The following is a 15,193-nucleotide window of genomic DNA, read 5'->3' as shown; positions in this document are numbered from 1 at the left end:
TGAGTTGGTGGGATCAAACACCTACGCCAGCCAATCCGCCAGCTTTGCCTTGCCCACGTCCCTCAGCAGGCCGATGAAGCCGTCGGCCTGATGCTCGGCGGTGAGCCGGCCTTTTTCAGCGGTGGCAATGCTGGCGTCGCCGACGACGCCATTCGGGTTGAGATCGCTGGCGATCCAGGCGAAGGCGTGCGTTCCGGTGTGGCGCAGCAGCGCAAATTCCTTTTCGGCGCGGGCGACCTTGGACACGAAATTGTCGGCCTTCCCCATATCGACGAGGTCGGGCCGGAAGTGCAGCATCAGCGAGGTCTCGACGTCGCCGCCATGGATGCCGTGGCGGTCCTCGAGCTCGGTGTACATGCCGGCCGGCCGGCCAAAGCGCTGCCAGCTGGTCTTTACCGCCAGCATCTTTGCCCGCACACGCAATTCGCGGGTGACGATGCCCATGATCTCCTCATTGCCGCCATGCGAGTTGACGACAATCAGTTTTCGGACGCCGGCGCGCGCGACCGACAGGCCAAGTTCGGTCCACGCCTCGACCAAGGTCGTCGCCGGCAAAGTGAGGGTGCCCGGTGCGTGCAAATGCTCGTTCGACTTGCCCACCGCCTGGACCGGCAGGATGCGGATGTCGAGATCGCCGGGCAGGCGCGCGATCACCGTTTCCAGCATGCCGTTCATGATCGAGGTGTCGGTCGAGACCGGCAGATGCGGGCCGTGCTGCTCAATCGCCGCCAGCGGCAGAACGGCAATGGTCGCTTCAGGATCGACGGTCGCGTATTCGGTGGTCCGGTAGTCACCCCACCATACGCGTTTTTTTGCAGCGGTCATGTCATGCCCTCTTGAACCGACAAGCCCAGACCTAACGCGGGAACGATCGGCTGTCGATCATCCCGCCGCAATGACCTCGATCTCGACCTTGAATTCCGGCCGGGCAAAACCGGACACGATCATCAGCGTCGAGGCCGGCGCCGGGCTGGCGAACAGCCGGTCGCGAACCTCCATATAGGGGCGCAGGAAGGCGCGGTCGGTGACGTAGGTGTTGATGCGGACGATGTCGGACAGGCCGAGCCCGGCCTCGCCGAGAATCGCCGATATGTTCCGGAAACAAAGCTCGGCCTGTGCGCCGGCCTCCTCGGGGATCTGGTCGTCCGGGGTGATTGCGACCTGGCCCGAACACAGCACCAGCCGCTTGCCGGGCGGCAGTTCGACGCCATGGCTGTAGCGGGCGAAGGGCGGCTTGATCGACTTCGGCGTGAGAAATTTGAACATGGCAATCTCCGTTCACGGCAGCCTAAAGCGGGATCGATGCGGGCATCAAGATGGCGGTGCATGTCACGAGGGCGATTGTGGACAGGCGATCAAAAAATAGGCACGATGCCTTTCGTACAGCATGACCCGTCCGGCCTTCGCGCCGCCATTGCTCAGGCGGGCATTGCACAAGCGGGCGGTCCCGGCGCAACGCGCCGGTGGCATGTGTCTTGCTTCTTGAAACAATGGTGTCGAGCCCGGCGCGTGACGCGCCGGAGCGAACAAAGGGTGGTGTGGATGTACGGAAAACTCAGGATTTCGGCGGGCGTGATCGTGCTGCTTGGCGCAGGCACGCTTGCCGCGGCAGCGAACGAAAAAGTCACCTTCGGCACCAACTGGCTGGCCGAGCCGGAGCATGGCGGTTACTACCAGGCCGTGGCGGACGGCACCTATGCGGCCTGCGGCATCGACGTGACGATCATACAGGGCGGCCCACAGGTCAGTGGCCGGCCGCTGCTGCTGGCCGGCAAGATCGATTTCTACATGGGCGGCAATCTGCTGTCGGCTTTCGATGCCGTGCAGCAAGGCATACCGATGCGCGTCGTGGCCGCCGACTTCCAGAAGGACCCGCAGGTCATCATGTCCCATCCCGGCCAGGGGCTGGACAAATGGGAAGACCTGAAGAACGCCGACCAGTACATCCTCGGCGACGAAGGTGCGCAGACCTTCTTCCAGTGGATGGTCACCGACCTCGGCTTCGACGCCGCCAAGCGCGCGCCGTACACCTTCAACCCGGCGCCGTTCATCGCCAACAAGAAGTCGATCCAGCAGGGTTACGTCACCTCGGAGCCATTCGCCGTCCAGAAGCAGGGCGGTTTCACGCCGAACCAGTTCCTGCTGGCCGACTATGGCTGGGACACATATGCGACGACGGTCGAGACCATGCAGGAGACGGTCGACAAGCGGCCCGAGGTGGTCCAGTGCTTCGTCGATGGCTCGGCCAAGGGCTGGTACAATTATCTCTACGGCGACAACAAGGCCGCCAACGAGATGATCAAGAAGGAAAATCCGGACATGACGGATGAGCAGATCGCCTTCTCGATCGAGCAGCTGAAGAAGTTCGGCGTGGTCGATTCCGGCGACAGCGAAAAGCTCGGCATCGGCGCCATGACCGATGCGCGCATCCAGAGTTTTTACGACAAGATGGTCAAGGCCAAGGTCACACCGGCGGGCATCGACATCAAGAAGGCCTACACGCTGGCCTTCGTCAACAAGAGCGTCGGGCTCGACCTGAAGAAGTAGGCCGTGAAGCTGGAGAAAGTGGCGCAACAGCCAGGAAGCGTATCGGGGCCGACGCTGTTGGCGCTGCGTGGCGTCGGCAAGGTTTTTTCCAACGGCGTCACCGCGCTCAGCAATGTCGAGCTGACGATCCGGGAGGGCGATTTCCTCAGCCTGCTCGGGCCGTCGGGCTGCGGCAAATCGACGGCGCTGCGGCTGATTGCGGGCCTGTCGACGCCGACCTCGGGCGTGCTCGACTGGCGCGGCAGCGGCGCCGTCGAGCGTTCGAATATCGGCGACCGTTCAAATATCGGCTTCGTCTTCCAGGAGCCGACGCTGCTGCCCTGGGCCGACGTCTTCGACAATGTCTGGCTGCCGCTGCGGCTGAAGGGCGTGTCGCGTGCCAAGGCGGCGCCGGCGGTGATGGAGATGCTGGCGCGGGTTCACCTGACCGGCTTCGAGAATGCCGTGCCGCGCGAACTGTCCGGCGGCATGAAGATGCGCGTCTCTATCGCCCGCGCCATGGTGACCAAGCCGCGCATTCTGTTGATGGACGAGCCGTTCGCCGCACTCGACGAGATCACCCGCTTCAAGCTCAACAACGACCTTCTCGAGCTATGGCAGGATGAGCGTTTTACCGTCGTTTTCGTCACCCACAGCGTCTTCGAAAGCGTATTCCTCTCCAATCGCGTCGTCGTCATGGCGGCGCGGCCGGGCCGGGTGTTTGCCGAGCTTGCCGTCGATGCATCCTACCCGCGCGACGAGGCGTTTCGCACCTCGCCCGACTATGCCGCGCTCTGCCGCCAGGCATCCGACGTGCTGATCGGCGCCATCAACTCAACTGCCGGACCGCATCATGACGGCCATTGAAGAACAGATCCCGGCGCTCGACCCGGAGGAGGCGCGCCGCGTCCGCCAGGAGCGCTTCGAGCGCATCGGCAGATGGCTGCTGCCGCTGGCGATCATGATCCTGGCGATCTGGCTGTGGGACCGCGTCTGCGTCTGGAACGACATCCCGAAATACATACTGCCGCGCCCCGGCGTGGTGCTGCAGACGCTGCACGACGATGCCGGGCTGCTGTTCTCCTCGCTGCTGGTGACACTCAGGATCACCTTCTTGAGCCTGCTTCTCGCCGTGGTCGGCGGTGTCGGGCTGGCAGTGCTGTTCGCTCAGTCGAAATGGGTGGAGATGTCGTTCTTTCCCTTCGCCATCGTGCTGCAGGTGACGCCGATCGTCGCGATCTTTCCGCTGATCAATATCTATGTCGACAACCAGACGACGAAGCTTTTGCTTTGCGCCTGGATCGTCGCCTTCTTCCCGATCCTCTCCAACACCACGCTCGGCCTCAACTCCGTCGACCGCAATCTGCGCGACATGTTCAAGCTCAACGGCGCCACTCGCTGGCAGCAATTGCGCTATCTGCGGCTGCCGGCGGCGATGCCTTATTTCCTCGGCGGGCTGAAGATCGCCGGCGGCCTGTCGCTGATCGGCGCGGTGGTGGCCGAGTTCGTCGCCGGCGCCACCGGCCAGTCGTCCGGCCTCGCCTCGCGCATCATCGAGGCCGGCTACCGGCTCAACGCACCAAGACTGTTCGCGGCGCTGATCCTGATCTCGCTCACGGGCATCCTGATCTTCCTGGTGCTGTCGCTGATTTCGCATCTCATTTTGCGGCGCTGGCACGAGAGCGCGCTGAGGCAGGAGCGGTGATGGTACCGTGTTTTGTAGGCAAAAGCTGCCTGTCGCCCATCCCGGCGTCAGCGCTGCCCCTCATCGCCCTGCCGGGCACTTCTCCCCGTATAGTGACGGGGAGAAGGACGCCTTCCTCGACGATCTCGCCCATCACCAGAGTTGCTGAAAGTGCGCCGCGGTCGCGGTCAGCCCCTTCTCCCCGTCTCTATACGGGGAGAAGGTGGCGGCAGCCGGATGAGGGGCAGCGATGACCTCTGCGATGATCCCCAAATCCGGCCAATTCGTCCTCTCCAAGGTCCGGCTTCACGCCTCCCTGACGCTCGGCCTTGCCGCTCCTTCCGACACCGACGGATTTGCGCTCGCGGACGTTGCCGTCGCCGATGGCAAGATCTCCGGGATTACGGCGCATCGATCCAACGCACCGGCGGACGCCGTCGATCTCGGCGGCCGCATCGTGCTGCCGTGCTTTGTCGACTGCCACACCCATATCGACAAGGGCCATATCTGGCCCCGAAAGCCCAACCCGGACGGCACCTTCATGGCCGCTTTGAACGCCACCGGCGCCGACCGCGCGGCGCGCTGGAGCGCCGACGACGTTGCCCGCCGCATGGATTTTTCGCTGCGCTGCGCCTACGCGCACGGCACCAGGGCGCTGCGCACGCATCTCGACAGCGTTGCGCCGCAGGAAGAGATCTCCTGGCCGGTGTTCGAGACGATGCGGGAGAAATGGCGCGGCCGCATCGAGCTGCAGGCGGCCTGCCTGCTCGGCATCGAAGGCGTGCGCGACAGGAAATGGTTCGAGAGGCTGGCCAAGCGGGTGGCTGCCGCCAAGGGCGTGCTCGGCGTCGTCACCTATATGGTGCCGGACCTCGAAGAACTGCTCGACCAGGTGTTTGCGCAGGCGATCAAGCATGGCCTCGACCTCGATTTCCATGCCGACGAGACCGACGATGTCTCTGCGATCTCGCTGAAGAAAATCGCCGAAGCCGCCCTTTGGAACGGTTTTGACGGGAACATCCTGGTCGGCCATTGCTGCTCGCTGGCACGCCAGCCCGATCTCGACGTGCTCGACACGCTGGATAAGGTCGCCAAGGCCGGCTTGGCGGTGGTGTCGCTGCCGATGTGCAATCTCTATCTGCAGGACCGGCGAGGCGACAGGACAACGCCGCGCTGGCGCGGGGTGACGCTGCTGCACGAGATGAAGGCGCGCGGCATTGCCGTCGCCGTCGCCTCCGACAATACGCGCGACCCGTTCTACGCCTATGGCGATCTCGACATGCTGGAGGTCTATCGCATGGCGACGCGCATCCTGCATCTAGACCATCCCGTCGCGGACTGGCCGCAAGCTGTCACCGCAACGCCGGCCAAGGTGATGCGGCTCGATGGTTTCGGCCCGCTTGCCGCCGGAGCGCCGGCCGATTTCGTCGTCTTCAAGGGGCGGAGCTGGACGGAATTGCTGTCACGGCCCGAATCGGATCGCATCGTTGTACGCGACGGCCGGGCGATCGAGCGCCAGCTGCCCGATTATGCCGAACTCGATGATCTGATGGTGGAATGATGGATATTGCGGCGCTCAAGCGCGACCTGGACGGTTTGAAGATCGACGACCATCCGGCGATCGTCCAGCAGAAGAGCCGCGATTTCTACTGGTACAGCCCGGTGCTGAAGCAGCAGCTCGAGCACGTCACCGGCGACCTGATCGTGACGCCGAAAACCGAAGACGAGGTCGTCCGCATTCTCGCCGCCTGTCACCGGCATGGCGTCCCGGTGACGCCGCGCGGCAGTGGCACCGGCAATTACGGGCAGGCGATGCCGCTGTCCGGCGGCGTGGTGCTCAATCTCGCCGAAATGAACGCGGTCAAGACGATCGCCCCCGGCCGTGTCGTCACCGGCCCCGGCGCCGTGCTCGCCGACATCGACAGAGCGACGCGGGCGCATTCCGGCCAGGAGCTCCGCATGTCGCCGTCGACCTACAACACCGCATCGATCGGCGGCTTCGTCGCCGGCGGCTCCGGCGGCATCGGTTCGATCCGCTGGGGCGGACTGCGCGACCTCGGCAACGTCATCCGGCTGAGGACCGTGACGATGGAGGCTGAGCCGCGGGTCATGGAGCTCACCGGCGAGGACGTGCTGAAGGTGATGCACGCCTACGGCACCAACGGCATCATCACCGAAGTCGAGATGCCTCTGACCGCCAGCTATGACTGGATCGACGTCATCGTCGGCTTCGACGATTTCATGGATGCGGCTGGCTTCGGCAACGATCTCGCCATCCAGGACGGCATATTGGCGAAACTGATCACGCCGATCGCAGCACCCATCCCCTACGATTACTTCAAGCGCCACCAGCGGTTTTTCCGGCGCGGCCAAAGCATCGTCGTCTTGATGATCGCGCCGCATGCGATGGATGCCTTCCTCGCCTTCACGGCGCGCAGCAAGGGCGAGATCGTCTTTCGCGCCGACAAGGAGGCCGATCTCAAAGGGCTGCCGCCGGCCTATGAGCTGACCTGGAACCACACGACGCTGCGTGCCATCCGGGTCGATCCGACGATCACCTATCTGCAGACCCGCTATCCGTCGCCGGACCACCTCGGCCACGTCAAGACGATGGTCGACCGCTTCGGCGACGAGGTGCCGGCGCATCTCGAGTTCATCCGCTTCGACGGCGCCATCGGCATCGCCGGGCTGCCGCTGGTCCGCTTCACCACGGCGGAGCGGCTCGACGAGATCATCCGCATCCACGAGGACAATGGCTGCTGGATCTTCAACCCGCACCGCTACACGCTGGAAGAAGGCGGCATGAAGCGCACCGACGAGGTGCAGCTCGCCTTCAAGCGCGAAACCGACCCGCAAGGGCTGCTCAATCCAGGCAAGATGATCGCCTGGGAAAACCCGGACTATGATTATCGCTCCGGCAAGTCGTTCCTGTTCAAGGGGCTGGAGAAGGCGGGTTGAGACGATGACGGGCGAGTGGCGCTGTACCCCCCTCTGGCCTGCCGGCCATCTCCTCAAGGGGGGAGATTGGCAGTTCCATCGTCTCGACCATCTTCCAACGTCGTCAACTGGCGAAAGCGATACTGACAGCCGATCTCCCCACTTGGGGGGGAGATGCCCGGCAGGGCAGAGGGGGGTGCTTGGTGCCGACTTGCGAGATGTTCTCCTGTGAACGTCTTCGTCCTCTACGCTCATCCTGTGGAGACCAGCTTCAACGCCGATCTGCACCGGACGATCATCGAGCGGCTGAAGGCCGCCGGCCATGTCGTCGACGACTGCGATCTCTATGCGGAGGGTTTCGATCCCAGGCTGACGCGGGCCGAACGGCTGTCCTATCACGACGAACGCAGCGACGGCGATCCGGCGTCAGCCTATGTCGAGCGCTTACTGCGGGCCGAGGCGCTGGTGCTGTCGTTTCCGGTGTGGAACTTCGGCTATCCGGCCATTTTGAAAGGCTTTTTCGATCGCGTCTTCCTGCCCGGCGTGTCGTTCAAGCTGGTCAACGGCAAGGTGCAGCCGTCGCTGCACAACATTCACAAGGTCGCGGCGGTCACCACCTATGGCGGCAGCCGGTTCCGCGCCATGCTGATGGGCGACCCGCCGCGCAAGCTGGTCAATCGGGTGCTGCGCGCCACCATCAAGCCTGGCGGGTCGGTCTCCTATCTCGCGCATTACTCGATGAACCTGTCGACGAACGAGACGCGGACGAAATTCATCGCGAAGGTCGCTGCCAAGATGGACGCGTTCTGACGCGGGAGGGGACTTTTCCTTCTCCCCTTGTGGGAGAAGGTGGATCGGCGCGTAGCGCCGAGCCGGATGAGGGGTGCTGGAAGAAACGCGGCGTGGGAAGATTGGGACGGGAGCGCTAAACGCTAATTCCGTTGAGGTAGCGATCCTTCCAACACCCCTCATCCGACCGAGCTTCGCTCGGCCACCTTCTCCCACAAGGGGAGAAAGAAAAGAGTTACATCCGCACCCGTTCCGATTTCGGATCGTACATCGGCTTGAGCGAGGCCTCGGCGGCAAAGCGCTCGCCGGCGATCTCGATTTCGTAGGACGACGCCAGGACGTCCGCCTCGCTCTCGCCCTTGCAAGTCACGTAGCCAAGCCCGATCGCGCCGCCGAGATGATGGCCGTAATTGCCCGAGGTGATCGGGCCGACGATCGTGCCGTCGCGCAGGATCGCCTCATTGTGGAAGAGCAGCGGCTCGGGGTCGTTCAGGCGGAACTGCACCAGCCGGCGTGACAGGCCGGTTTCTTTCTTCGTCAGCACCGCATCGCGGCCAAGGAATTCGCCCTTGGCCGTTTTCACCGCGAAACCCAGCCCGGCCTCCAGCACATTGTCCTCGTCGGTGATGTCGTGGCCGAAATGCCTGAAGGCCTTTTCGATGCGGCAGGAATCCAGCGTATGCAGGCCGCATAGCTTCAGGCCGGCGTCAGTGCCGGCTTCCGCGATGGCCTCGAAGACATGGGCAGCCTGGTCGGTCGAGACATAAAGCTCCCAGCCGAGCTCGCCGACATAGGTGACGCGGTGGGCGCGGGCCAGCCCCATGCCGATTTCGATCTCCTGAAACGTCCCGAACGGGTTGTTCTCGTTGGAGAAATCGTTCGGGCTCAGCTTTTGGATCAGCTTTCTCGAATCCGGGCCCATCAGGCAAAGCACGGCTTCGGCCGCCGTCACATCGGTGATGACGACGAACTCGTCGGCAAGATGTTTTCTCAGCCAGGCCAGGTCGCGCTGCAGCGTGGCGCCGGGCACGACGAGCAAGAAGGCTGTTTCGGACAATCGCGAGACGGTGAGGTCGCTCTCGATGCCGCCGCGCTGGTTGAGCATCTGGGTGTAGACGATCTTGCCCGGCGCCACGTCCATGTCGTTGGCGCAGAGCCTTTGCAGGAAAGCGCAGGCGTCGCGGCCTTCGACGCAGATCTTGCCGAACGAAGTCATGTCGAACAGGCCGACGCCGTTCCTGACCGCAAGATGCTCCTCGCGCTGGTTGTCGAACCAGTTCTGCCGTTTCCAGGAATAGCGGTATTCGCGCTCCTGGCCGGGCCTAGCGAACCAGTTGGCGCGCTCCCAGCCGGCGACCTCGCCGAACACGGCGCCGCGCGCCTTCAGGTGTTCGTGCAGCGGCGAGCGCCTTATGTTCCGCGAGGTCGCCATCTGCCGGTAGGGGAAATGATCGGCGTAGAGCAGGCCGAGCGTTTCGGAGACGCGCTCCTTGAGATAGCGGCGGTTCTTCTGGAACGGCTGGGCGCGGCGGATGTCGACCTCCCAGAGGTCGAAAGGCGCCTCGCCGTCATTGATCCATTGCGCCAGCGCCATGCCGGCGCCGCCGGAGGAGACGATGCCGATCGAATTGTAGCCGGTCGCCATCCAGTAGCCGGAAAGCTCCGGCGCCTCGCCGAGATAGTAGCGGTCGTCGGGCGTAAAACTCTCGGGACCGTTGAAGAAGGTGTGAATGCCGGCGGTGGCCAGCATCGGCATGCGGTTGACGCCCATTTCGAGGATCGGCTCGAAATGGTCCATGTCCTCCGGCAACTGGTCGAAGCAGAAATCCTCGCTTATGCCGTTCATGCCCCAAGGCTTCGCCACCGGCTCGAAAGCGCCGAGCATCATCTTGCCGGCATCTTCCTTGTAGTAGGCGCACTCGTCCGGCACGCGCAGCACCGGCAGGCGTGCCAGCCCGGCGATCGGCTCGGTGACGAGATAGAAATGTTCGCAGGCGTGCAGCGGGATGGTGACGCCGTTCTGGGCGCCAAGTTCGCGTGCCCACATGCCGGCGCAGTTGACGACGATATCGGCTTCGATCGCGCCCTGCTCGTCGCCTTGTGCCCAGGACACCCCGGCGACACGGCCGGCCTTGGTGTGGACCTTGGTCACCTTCACATTCTCGACGATCGTCGCACCGCGCTGGCGCGCGCCCTTGGCCAACGCCATGGCGATATTGGCCGGGTCGCACTGGCCGTCGAGCGGCAGGTGCACGGCGCCGACCACATCTGACACATTGAGATGCGGGTACATCTGCTTGACTTCACGAGGCGAAATCTCGCGCACATCGACATCGAAGGCGCGGGCGAGAGACGCCTGCCGATAGATCTCGTGCTTGCGCTCCTCGGTAAGCGCCACCGTGATCGAGCCGACCTGACGCATGCCGGTGCCGACATCGGTCTCGGCCTCCAGCTTGACGTAGAGGTCGGCCGAGTATTTCGCCAGCCGCGTCATGTTCTGTGAGCCGCGCAGCTGGCCGATCAGGCCGGCGGCGTGCCATGTCGTGCCCGACGTCAGCTGCTTGCGCTCGAGCAGCACGATATCGGTCCAGCCGAGCTTGGCCAGATGATAGGCGACCGAGCAGCCGGAGACGCCGCCGCCGATGATGACCGCCCTCGCTTTGGGAGGAATGGCCTTGGTCGGAATGGTTTTGGTGGGTGAGGCGCTCATGCGGCCTCACGGCGATAGAAGGAGGCGAAGCGGCGCAGGCGTGTGGCGGCCTCCATCAGCACCGGCTCAGGCTGGCAGAGGCTGAAGCGGATGTGGCCGGCTGCAGCCTGGCCGAAGCTCGAGCCGGGCATGACGCCGACCTTCTCCTGGTCGAGGAAGGCCCAGGCGAATTTTTCGTCGTCCGGCTCGATCGCCGATATGTCGAGCATGACGTACATGCCGCCTTCGGAGCCGCGCACGGTGATGTTGTTCATACCGCGCATGGCATCGAGAACGACGGCGCGCCTTGCGGAATAGCGCTCGGCGATCTCCTTGACGCCGTAATCATTTTCGAGCGCCTCAGCGCAGGCGAGGCTGATGAAGGCCGGCAGGCCGTAGGTCATCACCAGATTGAGGTCGGTCAGCAGCGAGACCATCTCCTCGGGCCCGGTCAGCCAGCCCATGCGCCAGCCGGTCATGCCGTGGCTCTTCGACATCGAATTGATGACCAGCGTGCGTTCCGCCATGCCGGGCAGCGAGCGTGGTGAGACGTGCTCGCCGCCGCCCAGCGTCCAGTAGACCTCGTCCGACAGCAGCCATAGGTCATGCTCGCGGCAGATCTGCGCCAGATCCTCCAGGCGCTCTCGCGAATAGACGGCGCCCGTGGGGTTGTTGGGCGTGTTGATCAGGATGGCGCGGGTGTTCGGCCGAAGGGCGGCGCGAATGTCGGCGGCGCGCGGCTGAAAGCCATCCTCGGCGGGGGTCTCGACGACGCTGAACTCGGCGCCCGCCGCACTGAAGGTGTTGGGATAGGTGGCGTAATAGGGCGCGACGACGATGGCATGGTCGCCCTGGTCGAGAACCGCTTGAATGGCCGCGTAAAGCGCGGCCTGCCCGCCCGGCGTGGCGATGACCTGGTCGGGATTTGTCGCAACGCCGGTGCACCGCATCGAGGCCGCCGCCATCGCCTTGCGCAGGCGTGGAACGCCGGCAAGCGGCGTGTAGTGGTGATTGCTGGCGCGAACCGCCGTCACGCAGGCTTCGATCGTCTCGCTCGGCGTGTCGAAATCGTGGTCGCCGACCGACAGCATGATGATGTCCTCGCCGGCCTGCTTGCGCGCCCAGGCAGCGGAATGAACCTCCCAGCCATCCTTGCCCGAAGGCACGATGCCGGAAATGCGCGATGATGGCCTGGGCATTATGCTGCTCCCGAAATTTCATAACCGGCCTGTTCGAGCCGGTCGCGCAGCGCGGCGATGTGGGCCGGTCCGACTTCGCAGCAGCCGCCGACGATGCCGGCGCCGGCCTCGACCCAACCGACCGCCTGGCCGGCATAGGCATCCGGATCAAGGTCGTGGCGGGCGTGCAGCACTTCCACGGTACCGCCATGCTTGAGCGCCTCAATCGAGGTGAAGCCGTTGGCATAAGCGCCGACCGGACCGCCGAGAGCGATCAGTTCGGGCAGCGCTGCAGCGATCGCTTCGGGCCGGCAGCAATTGATCAGCCGGGCCGCGACGGGCAGGCCGGCAAGAGCGCCCGACGCCGCCGCAATGGCTTCGCCGCTGCGCAGGCGCGGCGTGCCGTGGTCGGCAAGCGTCCACGACACCCATAGGGGCTTGCCGCTTTCCGACGCCGCGGTGACGGCGGCGCGCGCCTCTTCGGCCGACGCCATGGTTTCGCACAGAAACAGATCGACGCCGTCCGCCTGCTCGGCAACGATACGGCGATAGATGTCGAGCGTATCCTGGAAGGATATCGTCAGCGCCGGCGCATAGCTGCCGAACAGCGGCGACAGGCAGCCGGCGATCGCCGCGTCGCCGGCCTGGTCGCGGGCTTGCCTTGCCAGTTCGATGCCGCGCTTCTGCAGCGGCTTGAACAGCTCTTCCGCGCCTTCGCGTGCCAGCCGCTCCGGCGTGGCTGAATAGGTGTTGATGGTGATGACGCGGGCGCCGGCGCGGATGAATTCCGCATGCAGGTCGCGCACCAGATCCGGTTCGTCGATCAGCACCCTGGCCGACCACAGCGGCGTCGGCTCGGAACTGCTACGGCGGACCAGCTCCTGGCCCATGCCGCCATCGGTGAGGATCACTTTCTTCATGCTCTGAGCCTCTCGTTCTTTGGATCCCATAACGGCTCATCCTTCTGCACGACCGCCCGAAAACGTTCGCCGAAGATCTCGATCTCGACCGCGGTTCCCGGCTCGGTGAGGTCGGCGCGCAGCATGCCGAGCGCGATCGACCTGTCGATGCGATGACCCCAGCCGCCGGATGTCGTCTCGCCGACGATCCGGCCGTCATGCCACAGCGTCGACATGGTGGGCGCATCGCAGTCGCCGGGGTTTTCGACAACCAGCGTGACGAAGCGCTTCTTGATGCCCTGCTGCTTCTCGTTTTGCAGCGCCGTCTTGCCGCGGAAGTCGGGCTTATCCCATCTGACGAATCGCTCCAGCCCGCCCTGCAGGATCGAGTAGTCGGTCGACAGGTCGCCCTTCCAGGTACGGTAGCCTTTTTCGAGCCGCAGCGAATCCAGCGCGTACATGCCGAACGGTTTTAGTCTATGCCTCTTCCCGGCCGCCCAGACGGCGTCGAAGATGGCTGCGGTATCGTCGACCTTGCTGTGGATTTCCCAGCCGAGCTCGCCGGCGAAGGACACGCGCACCAGCTTTGCCCAACGTCCGGCGATACTGGTTTCCTGATGCGTCAGCCAGGGCAGGGTGAGGTCGGCTGCGCAGAGTTCGGCGAGGATTTTTCGCGAGTTGGGGCCGGCGAGGATCTGGGTGGAGTATTCCTCCGTCCTGTCGATCAGCTTGAATGTGGCGTCCTTCGGGATGCGCGACTTCAGCCATTCGAAATCATGCCACTGAGCCACAGCGGCGGTGATCAGCGTCATCAGGTTCTCGTCGTGGCGGACCACCGACATTTCGGTGACGATGCGGCCCTTGTCGTCGGCAAAATAGACGAGGCCGATGCGGCCGGGTTTCGGCACCAGGCCGGTCACCTGGAGGCTCAGCCATTCGGCGGCACCCGGACCGTCGAGATTGAAACGGGAGAACCCCGGCAGGTCCAGAATGCCGGCGGCATCGCGGACGGCGAGGCATTCCTCGCGCACACGATGCTGCCACGGCCCGTCGCGGCGGAAGGTCAGCGTGGATTCTTCGGAGATGTCGTCGCCTGCGTTCGTATACCAGGTGGCGCGTTCCCAGCCATTATAAGCATCGAACCGGGCGCCGAGTGCCTTGATGCGGTCGTGGAGCGGCGACAGCTTGCGGTCGCGCCCGGCCGGCCAGGCATGGCGCGGGAACTGGATGGCATATTCGTTGCCGTAGATCTCCATGCCCTTGGCGACGCAATAATCCGGGGCCGAGGCAAAGGCGGTGAAACGGCGTGGATCGCAGGACCACATGTCCCATTCGGTCTGGCCTTCGGTCACCCACTCGGCCAGCACCTTGCCGGCGCCGCCGCCCTGGGCGATGCCGAAGGTGAAGACGCAGGCCTCGAAGGCGTTGGGCACGCCGGGCATCGGCCCGATCAGAGGGTTGCCGTCCGGCGCATAGGGGATCGGCCCGTTGATGACCTTTGAAAGGCCGGCGGTGCCGAGGATCGGCACGCGGGCGACAGCATCGGCCAGGTAATGTTCCAGCCGATCGAGATCGTCGGGAAACAGCTGGAAGGAAAAGTCGTCGGGCATCGGGTCGTTGTGGCCGACCCAGTGGGCGCGGCAATTGCGCTCATAGGGGCCGAGATTCATGCCGTTCTTTTCCTGGCGCAGATAATAGGACGTATCGACGTCGCGCAGCAGCGGCAGCTTCTTGCCCTGTTCCTTCGACCACGCCGCCAGTTCGGGGATTTCCTCGAACAGGATATATTGATGGCTCATCACCATCATCGGCACCTCGCGGCCGAACATCCTGCCGACTTCGGCGGCGCGGTAGCCGGCGGCGTTGACGACGATCTCGCAGCGGATCTCGCCTTGCGCCGTCTCGACCACCCACTCGTGATTGTCTCGGCTCACGCCGGTGACCGGACAGAAGCGGATGATCTTCGCGCCCATGTCGCGCGCGCCCTTGGCCAGTGCCTGGGTCAGCTGCGCGGGGTCGATATCGCCATCATTCGGATCGTAGAGCGCGCCTTTCAGCTCATGCGTCTCGATGAAGGGGTAACGGCGCTTAATCTCGTCGAGCCCGACCACGTCGATATCCATGCCCTGGTAGCGGCCCATGCCCTTGGCGCGCTGGAATTCCTGCATGCGCTCCGCGCTATGGGCCAGCCTGAGCGAGCCGGTGACGTGGTAGTTCATGGGATAGCGGACCTCGTCGGCCAGCCGGCGATAGAGCTCGGTCGAATAACGCTGCATGTTCATCAGCGACCATGACGAGGAGAAAGTCGGCACGTTGCCGGCGGCATGCCAGGTCGAGCCGGAGGTCAGCTCGTTCTTCTCCAGAAGCACGCAGTCGGTCCAGCCCGCCTTGGCGAGATGGTAGAGCGAGGAGGCGCCGACGGCACCACCTCCGATGATCACAACGCGTGCCGTGGTCGGCAAACCGGCCATGTTCTTCTCCGACTATTTGT

General features: G+C 64.3%; 12 protein-coding genes. 6 read left to right on the top strand and 6 right to left on the bottom strand.

The genetic code is table 11. The features are described 5' to 3' along the window. Positions 1–21: 21 nt before the first annotated feature. Positions 22–825, bottom strand: a complete 804-nt coding sequence (locus NKI52_RS28905; RefSeq protein ID WP_352617540.1) for a creatininase family protein — start codon at positions 823–825, stop codon at positions 22–24. A 57-nt stretch (positions 826–882) separates the two neighbouring features. Next, complete coding sequence (locus NKI52_RS28900) at positions 883–1,266, bottom strand: RidA family protein (RefSeq protein WP_352617542.1); 384 nt, start codon at positions 1,264–1,266, stop codon at positions 883–885. 276 nt (positions 1,267–1,542) lie between these two features. On the opposite strand from NKI52_RS28900, the gene NKI52_RS28895 reads away from it, so the two are divergent. The 6 genes from NKI52_RS28895 to NKI52_RS28870 all read left to right on the top strand — a co-directional run bounded on the left by NKI52_RS28895 (position 1,543) and on the right by NKI52_RS28870 (position 7,957). Then, positions 1,543–2,547, top strand: a complete 1,005-nt coding sequence (locus tag NKI52_RS28895) for an ABC transporter substrate-binding protein (RefSeq protein ID WP_352700450.1) — start codon at positions 1,543–1,545, stop codon at positions 2,545–2,547. A 3-nt stretch (positions 2,548–2,550) separates the two neighbouring features. Beyond that, entirely contained in the window at positions 2,551–3,393 is an 843-nt protein-coding gene (locus NKI52_RS28890) for an ABC transporter ATP-binding protein (RefSeq protein WP_352700449.1), read from the top strand. Then, a complete protein-coding gene (locus NKI52_RS28885) occupies positions 3,380–4,231 on the top strand; it encodes an ABC transporter permease (RefSeq protein ID WP_352577095.1) in 852 nt (283 codons plus the stop codon). The genes NKI52_RS28890 and NKI52_RS28885 overlap by 14 nt, the downstream gene beginning before the upstream one ends. Before the next feature lie 241 nt (positions 4,232–4,472). Then, on the top strand, positions 4,473–5,771 hold the full coding sequence (locus NKI52_RS28880; protein ID WP_352700458.1) for a cytosine deaminase: 1,299 nt from the start codon (positions 4,473–4,475) through the stop codon (positions 5,769–5,771). Next, a complete protein-coding gene (locus NKI52_RS28875) occupies positions 5,768–7,168 on the top strand; it encodes an FAD-binding oxidoreductase (protein ID WP_502897817.1) in 1,401 nt (466 codons plus the stop codon). The genes NKI52_RS28880 and NKI52_RS28875 overlap by 4 nt, the downstream gene beginning before the upstream one ends. 207 nt (positions 7,169–7,375) lie before the next feature. Beyond that, positions 7,376–7,957 (top strand): NAD(P)H-dependent oxidoreductase, encoded by a 582-nt coding sequence (locus tag NKI52_RS28870; protein WP_023676544.1) that lies wholly within the window; start codon positions 7,376–7,378, stop codon positions 7,955–7,957. Between the two features lie 214 nt (positions 7,958–8,171). Here the strand turns inward: NKI52_RS28870 and NKI52_RS28865 are convergent, their stop codons facing one another. The 4 genes from NKI52_RS28865 to NKI52_RS28850 are packed head-to-tail and all read right to left on the bottom strand — an operon-like array spanning position 8,172 to position 15,173. Then, on the bottom strand, positions 8,172–10,646 hold the full coding sequence (locus tag NKI52_RS28865; protein ID WP_352700448.1) for a GcvT family protein: 2,475 nt from the start codon (positions 10,644–10,646) through the stop codon (positions 8,172–8,174). Beyond that, complete coding sequence (locus NKI52_RS28860; RefSeq protein WP_352700447.1) at positions 10,643–11,824, bottom strand: pyridoxal phosphate-dependent aminotransferase; 1,182 nt, start codon at positions 11,822–11,824, stop codon at positions 10,643–10,645. Before NKI52_RS28860 ends, NKI52_RS28865 begins: the two co-directional genes overlap by 4 nt. Further along, on the bottom strand, positions 11,824–12,723 hold the full coding sequence (locus NKI52_RS28855) for a homocysteine S-methyltransferase family protein (RefSeq protein WP_023676541.1): 900 nt from the start codon (positions 12,721–12,723) through the stop codon (positions 11,824–11,826). Before NKI52_RS28855 ends, NKI52_RS28860 begins: the two co-directional genes overlap by 1 nt. Next, positions 12,720–15,173: a GcvT family protein gene (locus NKI52_RS28850; RefSeq protein WP_352568960.1), complete on the bottom strand. Its 2,454-nt coding sequence runs from the start codon at positions 15,171–15,173 to the stop codon at positions 12,720–12,722. The genes NKI52_RS28855 and NKI52_RS28850 overlap by 4 nt, the downstream gene beginning before the upstream one ends. Positions 15,174–15,193 lie beyond the last annotated feature (20 nt).

Origin of the sequence: Mesorhizobium sp. M0590, from assembly GCF_040320905.1 — a bacterium.
Lineage (GTDB): Bacteria > Pseudomonadota > Alphaproteobacteria > Rhizobiales > Rhizobiaceae > Mesorhizobium.
This window is presented reverse-complemented; position numbering and strand designations above follow the sequence as displayed.

Excerpts from the sequence above, each read along its gene's own strand:
- NKI52_RS28865 (WP_352700448.1), bottom strand. The coding sequence starts at position 10,646 with ATGAGCGCCTCACCCACCAAAACCATTCCGACCAAGGCCATTCCTCCC.
- NKI52_RS28895 (WP_352700450.1), top strand. The coding sequence starts at position 1,543 with ATGTACGGAAAACTCAGGATTTCGGCGGGCGTGATCGTGCTGCTTGGC.
- NKI52_RS28875 (WP_502897817.1), top strand. The coding sequence starts at position 5,768 with ATGATGGATATTGCGGCGCTCAAGCGCGACCTGGACGGTTTGAAGATC.
- NKI52_RS28855 (WP_023676541.1), bottom strand. The coding sequence starts at position 12,723 with ATGAAGAAAGTGATCCTCACCGATGGCGGCATGGGCCAGGAGCTGGTC.
- NKI52_RS28850 (WP_352568960.1), bottom strand. The coding sequence starts at position 15,173 with ATGGCCGGTTTGCCGACCACGGCACGCGTTGTGATCATCGGAGGTGGT.
- NKI52_RS28900 (WP_352617542.1), bottom strand. The coding sequence starts at position 1,266 with ATGTTCAAATTTCTCACGCCGAAGTCGATCAAGCCGCCCTTCGCCCGC.
- NKI52_RS28885 (WP_352577095.1), top strand. The coding sequence starts at position 3,380 with ATGACGGCCATTGAAGAACAGATCCCGGCGCTCGACCCGGAGGAGGCG.
- NKI52_RS28880 (WP_352700458.1), top strand. The coding sequence starts at position 4,473 with ATGATCCCCAAATCCGGCCAATTCGTCCTCTCCAAGGTCCGGCTTCAC.
- NKI52_RS28905 (WP_352617540.1), bottom strand. The coding sequence starts at position 825 with ATGACCGCTGCAAAAAAACGCGTATGGTGGGGTGACTACCGGACCACC.
- NKI52_RS28860 (WP_352700447.1), bottom strand. The coding sequence starts at position 11,824 with ATGCCCAGGCCATCATCGCGCATTTCCGGCATCGTGCCTTCGGGCAAG.